Consider the following 14,415-nt stretch of genomic DNA (forward strand, 5'->3'; position numbering starts at 1 on the left):
CGAGGACTCCCGATGCGTGAACGGTCGGTGACGTTACGTCGACGGCTCCGCGTCGTCCTCCCGCAGGATCGGGATCGCGTTCGTGAAGGTGCTCGCGCGTCGCTCGGCCTCGGCGCTGCCGGTGAACAGGCCATCACCGGTGGGCGTCGGGTCGGCGGACGTCCGTCGTGCGGGGGCTGCGGCATCCGTCATCAGGACGCGCTGGACGGGCAGGGCCTGTGGCATCGATTCCTGCACCCACGCGACCATGGCCTCGCGGACGAGGCAGCGGAGGTCGAACAGGGTCGGCGCATCCTTCGCCGTGACGAGGATGCGGACGCGGACGTAGCCGGCGACGGCATCCGTCACCTGCAGGACGGACGTCCGTCCGTCCCACAAGTCGGTGCGCTCGAGGACCTGCCGCAGATGCGCGCGCATGAGGGCGGGCGACACGTTCCAGTCGAGGTCCATCTCGACGGCGCCGAGGAGCTCCGATCCCTTGCGGGTCCAGTTCTCGAAGGGGGTCGTCGTGAAGTACGTGCACGGCAGGACCAGGCGTCGGTCGTCCCACAGGTCGAGGACGACGTAGCTCAGGGTGATCTCGCCGACTCGGCCCCACTCGCCGTCGGCGACCACGACGTCATCGACCCGGAGGGCGTCGCTGAAGACGATCTGCAGACCCGCGAACACGTTGGCGAGCACGGACTGCGCGGCGAGGCCCGCGACGATCGAGGCGATGCCCGCGGACGCGAGCACGCTCGCCCCGATCGCGCGGACCGAGTCGAACGTCAGGAGCACGGCGCCGATCCCGATGATGACGATGATCGCGATCGCCAGACGCCGGACGACGAGGGTCTGCGTGCGGATGCGGCGGGCCACCCGGTTGTCGGGCACGTCGATGCGGTACCGCCCGAGCGCCACGTCGGTGGCGACGACGACCAGCGAGGCCAGCAGCCACGCGCTCGCCGCGATGATGAGGATCGTCAGGATCTGGCCCAGGATGCCGCGCCACGTCTCGTCGGGGAATGCCACCCGGACGGCGACCCAGAGCGCGACCACGAGCAGCAGCATCCGGAACGGAGCGCGGGACTGCCGGCTCAGGACCCCCGCCCATCGCCGGCGGCGCGCGACGACCGCCAGCACGATCGTCGCGATGACGGCGACGACGATCGCGACGCCGATCCCGACGACGACCGCGATCCCGAAGTCCACCCATCCATCCCACATACCGCTGATCCTTCCGTCGGAGAGTCAGCCACCATACGACAACCGCCCGGCCGGAGCCGAGCGGTTGCCGAGAGTGCGGGGTGCCGTGTTACGGGGCGAGGCGCGTGGGTCCGCGGAAGAGGTACGTGACCTCGCGGATCGAGTCCTGGCCGAGCAGCAGCATCAGCACGCGGGCGAGGCCCATGCCGAAGCCACCGTGCGGCGGCGCGCCGAAGCGGAAGAAGTCGAGGTAGAAGTCGAGGTGCTCGGGGTCGAGACCCTTCTCCTTGGCCTGCTCGATCAGGACGTCGACGCGGTGCTCGCGCTGCGCACCGGTGGTGATCTCGACGCCGCCCATGAGCAGGTCGTACGACTTCGTCAGCCCGGTCTCCTCGTCGCGCATGTGATAGAACGCGCGGATCTCGGGGTGGTAATCGGTGATGAAGACGAACTGGTGACCGTAGGTCTCCTGCACGTGCGCCGCGATCTGACGCTCACCCTCGGGGTCGAGGTCGCCGTCGGTGCGGGGGATCTCGTACCCGCGCGCTGCGACGATCTCGCGCGCCTCGGCGAGCGGGATGCGCGGGAACGGCAGCTCGGGGACAACCACGTCGATGTCGAACAGGGCCTTGATCTCGTCGCCGTGCTTGTCGGCGACGGCGCGGATCGCGGTCTGCAGGAGCTCCTCCTGCATGCGGGCGACGTCCTCGTGCGAGTCGATCCAGCTGATCTCGGCGTCGATCGAGGTGAACTCGGTCGCGTGGCGCGAGGTGAACGAGGGGTCGGCGCGGAAGGCGGGCGCGATCTCGAAGATCTTGCCGAAGCCGGCGACCTGGGCCATCTGCTTGAAGAACTGCGGGCTCTGCGCGAGGTAGGCCGTCTTGTCTTCGAAGTAGGGCACCTCGAAGAGTTCGGCGTTGGACTCCGATGGCGAGGCCATGAGCTTGGGGGAGTGGACCTCGATGTAGTCGCGCTCCACCCAGTAGGTGCGCATCGCGTGCTCGAGGGTCGTCTGGATGCGGAAGACGAGGTTGTTGCGACGCTGGCGCAGGTCGATGAAGCGCCAGTCCATGCGCTTGTCGAGGCCGGAGTCCGCCGCGATCGGCGTCTCGGGCAGAGCGGCGGCCGCGATGTCGAGCCCGCCGATCTTGATCTCGACGCCGCCGAGCTTGACCCGCTCGTCGTGCTTGAGCTCACCGGTCGCGGTGAGGAAGGTGCCGGTCGACAGGTTGGAGATGAGGTCCGTCAGCGCCAGGGCCGCGGCATCCTGCTCACTGCCGTCCTCGGCGGGGCGCGTCGCGGGATTGACGAGCTGCACGGCGCCCGTCTCATCGCGCAGGATGACGAACTGCACCTTCTTCTGGTCTCGGACGGTCTCGACCCATCCGGAGACCGAGACGGGGCCGTCTTCACGGGACTGCAGCTGCTCAACGAGGGTGCGTTCACTCACGAGGGTCGAGTCTACGCGGCGCCCAGGTTCCGAAACCTCCCGCACCGTAGGCTGACCCGACGGGGAGCCCGGCCGGGCATCCGATCACCGAGCGCGAGAGAGCACCCGATGACCGTCATGAACACTGCCGCCACCTCCTCCTCGGGTGGCGGGTCGTGGCTGTCGGCCCTGGCCGACTGGCTCGTGATGCTGATGGAGACGATCGGTCCCGCGGGCGCGGCCATCGCCGTCGGCCTCGAGAGCCTCTTCCCGCCGATCCCCAGTGAGGCGGTGCTGCCCGTAGCCGGTCTCGCCGCGTCGCGTGGGTCGTTCACCCTCGCCGAAGCGATCGGCTGGACCACCTTCGGGTCGCTCGCCGGCGCGTACATCCTCTACGTGCTCGGCCGCGTGCTCGGCGCGGAGCGCCTCACGCGCGTCGCCGAGAAGCTGCCTCTCATGAAGGGGGAGGACGTCACCAAGACGGTCGCCTGGTTCGAGCGGCACGGCTCGGTCGCGGTCTTCTTCGGCCGGATGGTGCCGCTGTTCCGCAGCCTCATCTCGATCCCAGCCGGCGTCTCCAAGATGCCCTGGTGGAAGTTCGGGCTCCTGACGACGGCCGGCAGCCTCATCTGGAACTCGATCTTCGTGCTCGCGGGATTCTTCCTCGGCGAGAACTGGCACATCGTCGAGCAGTACGCCGGCGTCTTCCAGAACATCGTGATCGTCGTCGTCGTCGCCCTCGTCGCGTGGTTCCTGTTCGTCCGCATTCGCGCCGCCGTCCGTCACCGCCGGGAGTCGACGGAGGATGCCGCCGGCTGAGGCCCCGCGTGCGGTCGGCGCTCAGGCCCTGCATAGGACCCCCTCACGTAGACTGAAGGCGTGCCTGCCGCCCGCCTCCATCTCGTGCGCCACGGGGAGGTCCATAACCCCGACCGCGTGCTGTACGGGCGACTTCCGGGCTTCCACCTCAGCGACGACGGTCAGGACATGGCCCGTGCCGCGGCCGAGCACCTGAAGGCGCAGGGGCGTCCCGTCAAGTCGCTCGTCTCGTCCCCGCTCGAGAGGGCGCGCGAATCCGCCGCCCCGATCGCGGAGCTCTTCGGGCTGACCCCCGTGATCGATGCCCGTGTGCTCGAGCCGACGAACGTCTTCGAGGGGAAGCGGATGCGGAGCGCACTGCGCAACCCGCTCAACTGGTGGCACCTGCGCACTCCCGCGCTGCCGAGCTGGGGAGAGGCCTACCTCGAGGTGGTCGAGCGCATGCAGGCGGCGATGCGCGACGCGTGGAACCGAACGCCCTCGGGCGACGCGGTGATCGTCTCGCACCAGCTCCCGATCTGGATCACGCACCTGTCCGTCGCAGGACTCCCGCTCCGTCACGACCCGCGTCGCCGCCGGTGCGACCTGTCGAGCATCACGAGCTTCGAGCTCGACGGCGACGTCTGGCGCGAAGTCGACTACGCCGAGCCGGCCCCGACCGCCGGCGCTGTGGACGTGGGGGCCGTATGAGACGCCGCATCCTCGCCGCCGTCGCGGCTCTGACGCTCGTCGCGGGTCTCGCAGCCTGCTCGAGTGAGAACGACAACCTCTCCGACCTGTACCGCGAAGGCAACACGCAGGGCTTCATCTCGAGCGACGGTCGCGTCGAGACGATCCCCGCCGCTCAGCGCGGCGACGCCCTGTCGTTCACGGGAACGAGCACCGACGGGTCGGAGATCTCGAGCACCGACTTCGCGGGCGACGTCGTCGTCCTCAACTTCTGGTACGCCGCCTGCGGTCCGTGCCGGGCGGAGGCACCCGTCCTCGAGCAGACTTACCAGGACACGAAGGGCGACGGCGCCCACTTCCTCGGCGTCAACATCTACGACGGTCCCGAGCAGGCGACCTCCTTCGACGAGACGTACAAGATCACCTACCCGTCGATCCTCGCCCGTGGCGACGTCGACCTGAAGCTCGCATTCGCGGACTGGACCTCGCTCCAGGCGGCACCGACGACGCTCGTCGTCGACCGCAAGGGCCGGGTGGCCGCACGACTGTTCGGTCAGCTGCCCGATGCGACCACGCTCCGCGAGCTCGTCGACGACACCCTGGCGGAGAAGGGATGAACCCCGGTTCGATCGTGGTCGACGGGTCGCTGTGGATCGCGATCCCGATCGCGGCCCTCGCCGGACTCGTCTCCTTCCTCTCGCCGTGCGTGCTGCCGCTCGTCCCCGGGTACCTCGGCTTCCTCGGCGGAGCCATGACCCCTCGCGCCTCACGGGTGACATCGACGGATGCCGCCGGCACCGCCCCGGCGGGAGCCGCGACGCGGACCCGCGTCGATGCGCCGGCCCGCGGACGCCTCCTGCTCGGGGTCGCCCTCTTCATCGCCGGGTTCACCGTCATCTTCCTGATGATGGGCGTGTTCGCCGGCACCCTCGGACGTCTCTTCATCGAGTACCAGGACCTCATCACCCGCATCCTGGGTCTCGTCGTGATCGCGCTCGGACTGGTCTTCGTCGGCGTCTTCGGCTTCGCGCAGAAGATCTATCGTCCGCAGCTCACGCAGAACCTCGGCATCCTCGGCGCCCCGCTGCTGGGTGTCGCCATGGGGATCGGCTGGGCGCCGTGCATCGGCCCCACGCTCGCAGCGATCCTGACGATGGCCTACAGCCAGGCGGACCCCCTCCGGGCCGGGACGCTGGCGGTCGCCTACTCCCTCGGACTCGGGCTCCCGTTCGTCCTCCTCGCGCTCGGCGCGGGCTGGGCGACACGCTCGGTCTCGTTCGTGCGCCGCCACATCCGGACGGTCAACATCGTCGGCGGTTTCCTGCTGGTCGCGCTCGGGGTCCTCATGGTGACCGGGGTGTGGACGACGCTCATCTCGAACTTCCAGGGGGTGATCGGTGGTGTCCCGACCTTCTTCTGACCGTTCCGGCGCGACGGCCGTCGACGGACCGCTCCGACCGAGCGACCACCTCGACAAGACGGGCGAGCGGGGCGCGGCCGACGATGGCTCGCCGGCGCAGCCCGTGCTCGGCGTCGTCGGTTGGCTGCGGTGGGGCTGGCGGCAGCTGACGAGCATGCGGACGGCCCTCGTGCTGCTGCTGCTGCTCGCCATCGCGGCGATCCCGGGATCGCTCGTGCCGCAGCGCAGCGCCGACCCGAACGGCGTCACCCAGTGGCGGGCCACCAACCCCGACCTCTATCCGACGTTCGAGACGCTCCAGCTGTTCGACGTCTACTCGTCGGTGTGGTTCTCGGCGATCTACATCCTCCTGTTCATCTCCCTCATCGGCTGCGTGCTGCCGCGCACCAAGCACCACTGGAAGGCGTTGCGCGCCCGCCCTCCGCGCACCCCTGCGCGCCTGTCCCGCCTGGACGATCACGTCGAGTCGCGGGTCGCCGTTCCCGAGGGTGAGGATGCCGCGGGTCACGCGGCGCACGCGGTCGACCTCGCCGAGGCGCAGCTGCGCTCGGCCCGCTACCGCGTCGAGCGGTACGACCGGAACGGCGTCGCCTCGGTCTCCGCCGAACGCGGCTACCTCCGCGAGACCGGCAACCTGATCTTCCACGGCGCGCTGGTGGGAGTGCTCCTCTCGGTCGGCATCGGCGGCGGGTTCACCTACACCGGTCAGACGGTCATCACCGAGGGCGACGGCTTCGTCAACTCACTCGGCCTCGGCTACACCTCGTTCAACCCGGGTCGTTTCGTCGACACCGAGGCGCTGACGCCGTACTCCATCACCCTCGACCGCTTCGACGTGACCTACGCGCCGCCGCCGTCGGGGCAGGCGGGCGACTTCGCCGCTCACGTGACGACGCGCTTCCCCGGGCAGAAGGCCGAGGACCAGGTCATCGAGGTGAACCACCCGATCACGATGGCGGGCGACCGCGTCTACCTCATGGGCAACGGCTACGCTCCGACGATCACCGTCCGCAACGGCGCGGGCGACGTCGTCTTCAGCGAGTCGGTGCCGTTCCTGCCGCAAAGCCCCACGATGACCTCGTCGGGCGTCGTCAAGATCCCCGACACCGGCGGTGAGCAGCTCGGCCTCGTCGGCTTCTTCTACCCGACGGTCGCCACGCTCCAGAGCGGTGCCCTCACTTCGGCGTACGGCGATCTCGTCGACCCGCGCCTGACGTTCTTCGTCTACGAGGGCGACCTCGGCATCGACAACGGCGACGCGCGCTCCGTCTACGCGCTCGACACCGACGGCATGACCGAAATCGCCGGGCGCAACGCCGACACCCCGTCGCTCGAGCTCTCGCCGGGGCAGACCGTCCAGCTGCCGGGCGGCCGCGGCAGCGTGACCTTCGAGGACGAGACGAAGAACGGCGCCCCGGAGTCGGTGAAGCGCTACGTCTCGCTGTCGATCCACAACGACTCGAGCGCCCCGTGGGTGCTCGCGTTCGCGATCCTCGCGATGGTCGGTCTCTTCACGGCCCTGTTCGTCCCGCGCCGGCGCATGTGGGTCAAGGCGACCCCGGGCGGCGACGCCGTGACGCTCGAGTACGCGGGACTGGCCCGAGGTGAGGATCCTGCGATCGCGATCGCGGTCGCCGACCTCGCCCAGCGGCACGGCAGGGCGCTCGATGACGAACCGGCATCCGCCCCAGGCGTCCCCGCGAACGTAAACTGAACCCACCCATCTCCTCCGGAGGACCCTCATGTCGTTCGATGACATCTCCGTGCTGCTGCTGTGGACCGCGATCGCGATCTACACGCTCGGCTTCCTCGCGTTCACCGTCGACCTCGCCCGCCGTTCCGAGCTGGCGATCAAGGCGCAGGACGCGAAGGCGCGCACGCTCGTCGCGGCCGGCGGCGGTGGTCAGACCATCGACGAGATCCACGCCGAGGAGGCGGCCGCCAAGGTCGCCCTCGAAGCCGCGCCGTCGAAGCGCGGCCGCTACCTGTTCGCGCGCCTCGGCGTCGTGCTGACGACGATCGGCTTCCTCTTCCACGTGGGCGCTGACGTCACCCGCGGCATCGCCGCCGGCCGTGTGCCGTGGTCGAACAACTACGAGTTCGCCCTCACCGGCACGATGCTCGTCGTGATGGTGTTCCTCACCGTGCTCGTGAAGTACGACCTCCGCTTCCTCGGCGCCTTCATCAACGGCCTCATCGTCATCCTCCTCGGCGGTGCCGCCCTGGCCTACTACGTCGAGGTCGTCCCGCTGTCGGACCCGCTGAAGAGCGTCTGGCTCGTCATCCACGTCTTCGTCGCCTCGCTCGCGTCGGCCTTCTTCGCACTGGCGTTCGCCCTGTCGATCGTGCAGCTCCTCCAGTCGCGACGGGAGCGCATCGCTCTCGCGGCCGTCGGGTCGGATGCCGCACCCCGCACCCGGCTGCCGTTCCTGCGGACGCTGCCCAGCGCCGAGGTGCTCGAGTCCCTCGCCTACCGCTTCGCGATCATCGGCTTCGTCCTCTGGACCTTCACCCTCATCGCCGGGGCGATCTGGGCGAACGATGCGTGGGGACGCTACTGGGGCTTCGACACCAAGGAAGTCTGGACCTTCGTGATCTGGGTGGTCTACGCCGGCTACATCCACGCGCGGGCGACCCGCGGGTGGCGGGGGACGCGGTCGGCCTGGTTGTCGATCGTCGGGTTCACCGCCGTGCTGTTCAACTTCACGATCGTGAACCAGTTCTTCCAGGGGCTGCACTCCTACAGCGGCCTGCCCAGCTGATCCCGTGACCGTCATCCCCGCCACCGTCGTGACCTACCCCGACGGGGAGCTCACGGGAACGGCCGACGTCGTCCACATCGCGCCGTTGCCCGACGGGCGTTCCGGCGTCGTGCTCGACCGCACCCCGTTCCACCCCGTCGACACGGCGTGGCCCGACCAGCCCGCCGACATCGGCGTGCTGCGGACGGCCGCGGGCGACGTGCCGGTGCTCGCGACGCTGACGGGCGGCATCCGCGACGGCGCGCTCGTCATCGGACCCGACCTGCCGGTCCGCATGGGGACGGAAGGGTGGACCTTCGTCGTCGTCCACGTCGTCGAGGGGTCGGCGCCCGCCGTCGGTGAGAGCGTCGACGCTCACGTCGACCCCGAGCTGCGCGCTGCGCTGTCCGCCGGGCACACCGCCTGCCACCTGGCATCCCTCGCCCTGGACGCCGCGCTCGAGGACGCCTGGACGAAGCAGGTGCCGACGGATGCCGCGGGTCGTCCCGCGTTCGACATGCTCGCCATCCAGACGTCCCGCATCACCCCGTACGGCTCCACCGACGTCTACCGCATCGGCAAATCGCTGCGGAAGAAGGGGTTCGACCCCGCTGCGCTGGCCGACCTTCGAGCCGTCGAAGCGCGCGCCGACGCGACCCTCGCCGAGTGGGCGGGCGCGCCGGGAGCCATCGGCATCCATCGCGACGACCACACGCTCGCGGGCCGACGCACCTGGCGCTGCGAGCTGCCCGAGGGCGCCGTCGAACTGCCCTGCGGCGGGACGCACCTGACATCCCTGGCGGGGATCGAGGCGATCACCGTGGCGCTCGCGTCGACCGAGGTCCCGGGCGGCCTCGAACTCGTCATGACGACGACGATCCGCCTCGCCGGCTGAGTCGCGCGCTGCCGTCGGCCGGGCGGCGCCGAGCCCTGCGGGCCCGACGCCGCGTCCGGCTCAGGCGGGCTGGGTGAGGACGGCCCGGGCCGACGTGGAGCGGTGTCGGGTGACGGCGAGGATGCCGGCGCCGATCGCCACGAGCGTCCAGAGGACGAGTCCCACGGCTGCGGGTGCGCCGCCCCCGGCATCCGTCAACGCGGCCAGCATGGCCGTGTAGGCCGGGGCGGTCGGCAGGAGGCCGGCCACGTCGAGCAGCGTGCCGGGAACCGTCGAGACGATCCCGGTGGCGAGGGCCATGACGCCGACGAGCGCCGAGACCCACCGTCCGATGCCGCCGAACAGCGCGACGAGGGCGTGGTTGACCGCCGCGAACGCGACGCCGGCGAGCACGCACATCGCGGCGAACAGCCACCAGGCGCCCCAGTCGTAGCCCGCGGCGAGCTGGACGACGGTGGCCACCAGGACTCCCTGCAGGGCGCCGAGCAGCGCCCCGGGGGCGAGGGCGCGCAGCGCGAGTGCGGCGGAGGAGCGGCGGGACGAGAGCGCGGCGCGGGGGACGGCGCGAAGCACGATGAACGACGCCAGCCCACCGAACCAGAGCGCGAGGGTCGCGAGCAGCGGGACGGCGGAGGCGCCGAACAGCGAGGTGCCCGCGCCTTCGGCCACGACGGGGTTCGCGACGATCGACGCGAGGTCCGCCGCCTGGGACTTCGTGTAGCTCGGGACGCCGTCGACGGCCTTGTCGAGACCGGTCGCGAGGTCGCCGGTGCCGTCTGCGAGCTTGCCGACACCCGTCGACAGTTCGCCGGCGCCGTCGGCGAGCGAGCCGACGCCGTCTGCGAGCTGGTCCGAGCCGTCCGCGGCGGTGCCGGCGCCGGCGGCGAGGGCCTGCGCACCGGTCGCGAGCTGGCCTGCGCCGGACGAGAGCTTGTCGGCTCCACCCGCGAGCTTGTCGGCACCGCCGGCGAGCTGCCGCACGCCGGTCGAGGCCGCACCCGCGCCCTCCGCGAGGCCTGAGGCGCCGCTCGAGAGTCCGCCCGCGCCGGTGGCGAGCTTGTCGGCCCCGTCGGCGAGCTGGTCCATTCCGCCGGCGAGCTTCTTCGCGGCGGCGGCCGACGTGCTGAGACCCTCGCTCAGGTTCGGGCCGAAGTTCGCGAGCGCGTCGAGGTCCTTCGCCAGCTGCTCCGAGTCACCCACGGTGTTCTGCAGCTGGGGCAGCGCCTTGGTCGCCTGGGCCGCGGCAGCCGTCAACTGGTCGCACAGTGCGGTGCCCGCCTGCGCAGGGACGCACGCCTTCGCGGCGGACGACAGGGCGTCGACGATGGATGTCACGGCCTGGCTGTTCTGCTCGCCGTTGGCGGTGAGGGCCTTCACCCCGTCGACGAGTTCCGACGGGATCGCGGGGATCGCGGCGGTCTGCTCGGCGGCCTTGGCCAGGCCGTCGGCGAGTTCCTTCGTGCCGTCGGCGATCGGTCGCGCGCCCGCGGACCACTCGTCGAGACCGCGCGAGGTGGCGGCAGCGCCGTCCGCGAGCTGGTCCGCGCCACCCGCGAGGGTGTCGAGCCCGTCGGCCGCGGCGCCTGCGCCGTCGGCGAGCTGGTGGGCGCCGGTGGCGAGGCCCGACGCGCCGGTGGAGAGCGCGCCGGCGCCGCTCGCGATGCCGTCGGCACCGGTCTGCAGCTTGCGGATGCCGTCGGCCAGGGAGTATCCGCCGTCGGACGCGGTCGACGCGCCGTCGGCGAGCTGGGCAGCACCGTCGGCGGCGCTCTGGGCGCCGTCGGTGAGCTGGGTCGCCCCGTCGGCCGCCTTGCCCAGCTGCTCGCCGAGCGTCGTGAAGCCGAGGAACACGTTCTCGAGGTAGCCGCTCGTGAGCCGCTCTCCGAGGACGGATGCCGCGGTCGAGGTCACCTGCGACGTGATGGCTTCGTCGACGATGCGCGAGTCGGGCGATGACGTCAGTTCGATCGTCGCGCGCTCGGGCGTCTTGCCGGGAGCGGTCGAGGTCGCCGCGGCGGAGAAGTTCTTCGGGATGGTGACGATCGCGTCGTACGTGCCGTCCTCGAGCCCTTCCTTCGCGTCATCCGAGTTGGAGATCGTCCACGTGAGGTTGCTGTCCAGGTCGTCGGAGCCCTCGACGAGGCCCGCCGTCAGCAGGCGGCCGAGAGGTGTGGTCTGGCCGTTCACCTCCACCGGCTTGTCGTTGTTCACGATCGCGGTGTTCAGTGCGTCGAGCCGCTCGGTGGGGTTGTAGAGCGCAGCGACGAGGATGCCGCCGATGACGGCCGGCAGCAGGAGCACACCCAGGAGGGTGAGCCACGAGATGGGGCGCCGGGTCTGCGCGCGTTCGATGGGGAGAGTCATGAGGGGATCACCTGGGTGGGGGTGTCGGCGTCGAGGGCGGCGGAGGTGTCGAGACGCAGGGTGTCGGGTTTCGGGCGGTAGGCGTCGGCGAGCAGCTCGCGGGCGGCGCCGAGGTCGCGGGCCGAGGCCGCGACGGTGAGCTGCCCGGCCTTCGAGGCGACGGCGTTCGATGCGTCGCGGAGGAGGGCGGCGGCCTGATCGCGATCGGCTCCGGTGAGGGCGTCGAGACCGATGATCACGACGAAACGGGTGCGGCCGGCGAGGGCTCGCCGCAGGTCGGCGAGCGGCGACTCCGAGCCGGTCAGCTCGGCGACGGAAACATGGGCTCTCACCCATGCGGCGCGCCCAGGGAGCAGGTGACCGGAGACGCGCAGCAGGCCGGAGGTCGGGGCGATGCGCCCCGCCACGGTCAGCAGGAAGGCGCGAGACGCGTGCGGATCGGCTGCCGTCACGAGCAGCGTGCCGCCGTCCGCGACGCGGGCGTGCGCGCCCGAGAAGAGCACGACGTCGGTGTCGGCCGACTCGGCCCGCACCTCGAGGTCGTCGGCCGCGAGGGCACCGTTCCAGTCGGGCTCGGGCCAGTCGGCGTGTGCGCGCTCGTGCTCGACCGCTTCGCCCTCGATGTCGACCTTGGGGAGCAGTCGCTCGAGCCAGCGCGGCATCCACCAGGCCTTGTCGCCCAGCAGGGCCATGACCGCCGGGGTCAGGGTCATGCGGACGAGGAAGGCGTCGACGGCGATGCCGACGGCGAGGCCCAGGGCGATCGGCTTGATCGAACTGTCGCCTTCGGGGACGAAGGCGGCGAAGACGGCGAACATGATGACGGCCGCTGCGACGACGACGCGGGCCGAGGCGGTGAAACCGCTGCGGACGGCCGCGATCGCGGTCTCGCGGTTCGCGCGTCCGCCTCGGGCGCGCACCGCGTGGACGAAGTCCTCGCGCATGCGCGAGACGAGGAACACCTCGTAGTCCATGGCGAGGCCGAACAGCACGCCCATGAGGATGATCGGCATGAAGCTGATCACGGGGCCGGTGCGCGTCACGTGCAGGGCGTCGGCGAGCCAGCCCCATTCGAACACCGCGGCGACGGCGCCGAACGCGGCGAGGATCGACAGCAGGTAGCCGAGCGTCGCCTTCAGGGGCACCCAGATCGAGCGGAACACGATCATCAGGAGGATGAAGGACAGGCCGACGACGAAGATGCCGAAGGGCAGAAGTGCGGCCCCGAGCCGGTCGGAGACGTCGATGCCGACGGCGGTGTAGCCGGTGACCTTCAGATCGACGCCGTACTCGTCCTGCCACTCGTCGTGGTGCGAGCGGAGCTCGCGCACGAGGTCGGCGGTCGCCGGATCGTCGGGCGCCGTGGTCGGCACGATCTGGATGAGACCGGTGTCGGCGGTGGCGTTGGGGGTGGCGAGGGCGACGCGCTTCACGCCGGGGATCGCCTCGACCTCCTTCTTGAGGTCGTCCATCAGGCCGAGCGGATCGGTCGAGGTGACGATCGTGCCGGCCATGACGAGGGGACCGTTCGATCCCGCGCCGAAGTACTCGGCGTTCAGGTCGTACGCCTGGCGCGCTTGACTCGACGGCGGCTGGACACCGGCGTTCGGCAGTGCGAGGTGGAGGCTCGCCGACGGGATGGCCATGATGCCGAGTCCGACGACGACGGCGACGGTCGCGATGATCGGATGCCGCGTCACGAGCATCACCCAGCGGTTGGGTCGCGCGGGGGCCACCGGCCCGGCGGCGGGTGCCGGCTCGGGCTCGGGTGCGGCGTCGTCACCCTCGGTCGCCGCTGCGTCGACCTCGGCCGCGCGGCGACGGCGGGTCGGGACGCCGCGCTGCAGCATCCCCCCGCCCCAGCCGACGACGCGACCCTTCGCGAATCCGAGGAGTGCGGGGGTGAGGCTGATCGCGACGGCGACCGCGACCGCGACGGCGACGGCAGCCGCGATGCCCATCGTCGACAGGAACGGGATGCCGGCGATGCTGAGTCCCACGAGGGCGATCATGACCGTCACCCCGGCGAAGACGACGGCCGATCCGGCGGTGCCGACGGCACGGGCGGCGGACTCCTCGGGATCCATGCCGGCGCGGACCTGGTCCTGATGTCGCGACACGATGAACAGCGCGTAGTCGATCCCGACGGCGAGGCCGAGCATGACGGCGAGCATAGGGGTCGTGGCGGAGATCGTCGTCACCGCGGTCGCGAGGAAGATGAGGGCGATCGCGAGCCCGACGCCGATCAGAGCGCTGACGAGCGGGAACCAGGCGACGGCGAACGAGCGGAACGTCACGATCAGGACGAACAGTGCGACGAGCACACCGACGACCTCGACGATCGACAGTGCCGGGATGGATGCCGCGAAGAGGTCGCCGCCGAGCGCGGACTGTGCGCCGTCGGGCAGGTTCGCGTGGAAGTCGGCGGCGGCTTTCTCGACCGCGTCGACGGTCGCGTGGCTGACCTCGGTGGACGTACCGTCGAACTGCATCTGCACGAGCGCGGCGCGGTCGTCGTCCGACACGAGGCCGGTGACCATCTCGTCGAAGGGGGAGGTCGCCGAGGTGACGCCGTCGATGTCGCCGAGCCGGGTGACCAGGTCGTCGATCTCGCCGCGGAGCGGCTGATCCTTCACCGTCTCGCCGTCGGGGGCGACGACGATGAGCTGGGCGCTCGCCCCGCTGGCCTGCGGGAACGTGCGGTTCAGCAGCTCGAGTCCCTGCTGCGCCTCGGTCCCGGGGATCGTGAACGAGTTGTCGGTGCCCTTCATGAAGAGGGCGACACCGCCGCCGATGATGCCGAGCAGCAGGATCCAGGCGATCAGCACGCGCCACGAGTGCCGGTAGGCCCATCGGCCGAGGGTGAAGAGGATTGTGGACACAGGCGCTCCTG

At 70.8% G+C, this 14,415-nt stretch carries 11 protein-coding genes; 7 read left to right on the plus strand and 4 right to left on the minus strand.

Annotation, left to right across the window (positions count from 1 at the left end):
- Positions 1-33: 33 nt before the first annotated feature.
- The gene (locus H286_RS0109980; RefSeq protein WP_020098042.1) at positions 34-1,206 is read right to left on the minus strand and encodes a mechanosensitive ion channel family protein; all 1,173 of its coding nucleotides are present in this window, start codon (positions 1,204-1,206) and stop codon (positions 34-36) included.
- Between the two features lie 88 nt (positions 1,207-1,294).
- The gene (gene aspS, locus H286_RS0109985) at positions 1,295-2,635 is read right to left on the minus strand and encodes an aspartate--tRNA(Asn) ligase (RefSeq protein ID WP_020098043.1); all 1,341 of its coding nucleotides are present in this window, start codon (positions 2,633-2,635) and stop codon (positions 1,295-1,297) included.
- Between the two features lie 108 nt (positions 2,636-2,743).
- Here aspS and H286_RS0109990 point away from each other — a divergent pair, with 108 nt between their 5' ends.
- From H286_RS0109990 to H286_RS0110020, 7 genes are read left to right on the plus strand one after another with little or no spacing between them, the layout of a single operon-like run.
- Entirely contained in the window at positions 2,744-3,433 is a 690-nt protein-coding gene (locus H286_RS0109990) for a DedA family protein (RefSeq protein ID WP_020098044.1), read from the plus strand.
- 60 nt (positions 3,434-3,493) lie between these two features.
- Entirely contained in the window at positions 3,494-4,123 is a 630-nt protein-coding gene (locus H286_RS0109995) for a histidine phosphatase family protein (RefSeq protein WP_028497478.1), read from the plus strand.
- Complete coding sequence (locus H286_RS0110000) at positions 4,120-4,719, plus strand: TlpA family protein disulfide reductase (protein WP_018186854.1); 600 nt, start codon at positions 4,120-4,122, stop codon at positions 4,717-4,719. Before H286_RS0109995 ends, H286_RS0110000 begins: the two co-directional genes overlap by 4 nt.
- A complete protein-coding gene (locus H286_RS0110005; RefSeq protein WP_020098046.1) occupies positions 4,716-5,522 on the plus strand; it encodes a cytochrome c biogenesis CcdA family protein in 807 nt (268 codons plus the stop codon). Before H286_RS0110000 ends, H286_RS0110005 begins: the two co-directional genes overlap by 4 nt.
- Complete coding sequence (resB, locus tag H286_RS0110010) at positions 5,500-7,236, plus strand: cytochrome c biogenesis protein ResB (protein WP_020098047.1); 1,737 nt, start codon at positions 5,500-5,502, stop codon at positions 7,234-7,236. The genes H286_RS0110005 and resB overlap by 23 nt, the downstream gene beginning before the upstream one ends.
- Before the next feature lie 28 nt (positions 7,237-7,264).
- Positions 7,265-8,284 carry a c-type cytochrome biogenesis protein CcsB gene (gene ccsB / locus H286_RS0110015; protein WP_020098048.1) on the plus strand — a complete coding sequence of 340 codons (1,020 nt, stop codon included), beginning with the start codon at positions 7,265-7,267 and terminating at the stop codon, positions 8,282-8,284.
- Positions 8,285-8,288: 4 nt separating this feature from the next.
- Positions 8,289-9,158, plus strand: coding sequence for a hypothetical protein (locus H286_RS0110020; protein ID WP_020098049.1), 870 nt, complete (start codon positions 8,289-8,291; stop codon positions 9,156-9,158).
- Between the two features lie 60 nt (positions 9,159-9,218).
- On the opposite strand, the gene H286_RS0110025 is transcribed toward H286_RS0110020, so the two are convergent.
- Complete coding sequence (locus H286_RS0110025) at positions 9,219-11,522, minus strand: YhgE/Pip domain-containing protein (RefSeq protein ID WP_020098050.1); 2,304 nt, start codon at positions 11,520-11,522, stop codon at positions 9,219-9,221.
- Positions 11,519-14,404: an MMPL family transporter gene (locus tag H286_RS0110030; RefSeq protein ID WP_020098051.1), complete on the minus strand. Its 2,886-nt coding sequence runs from the start codon at positions 14,402-14,404 to the stop codon at positions 11,519-11,521. The genes H286_RS0110025 and H286_RS0110030 overlap by 4 nt, the downstream gene beginning before the upstream one ends.
- Between the last annotated feature and the right edge of the window lie 11 nt (positions 14,405-14,415).

It is taken from the genome of Microbacterium sp. 11MF (assembly GCF_000383475.1).
GTDB classification, from domain to species: domain Bacteria; phylum Actinomycetota; class Actinomycetes; order Actinomycetales; family Microbacteriaceae; genus Microbacterium; species Microbacterium aquilitoris.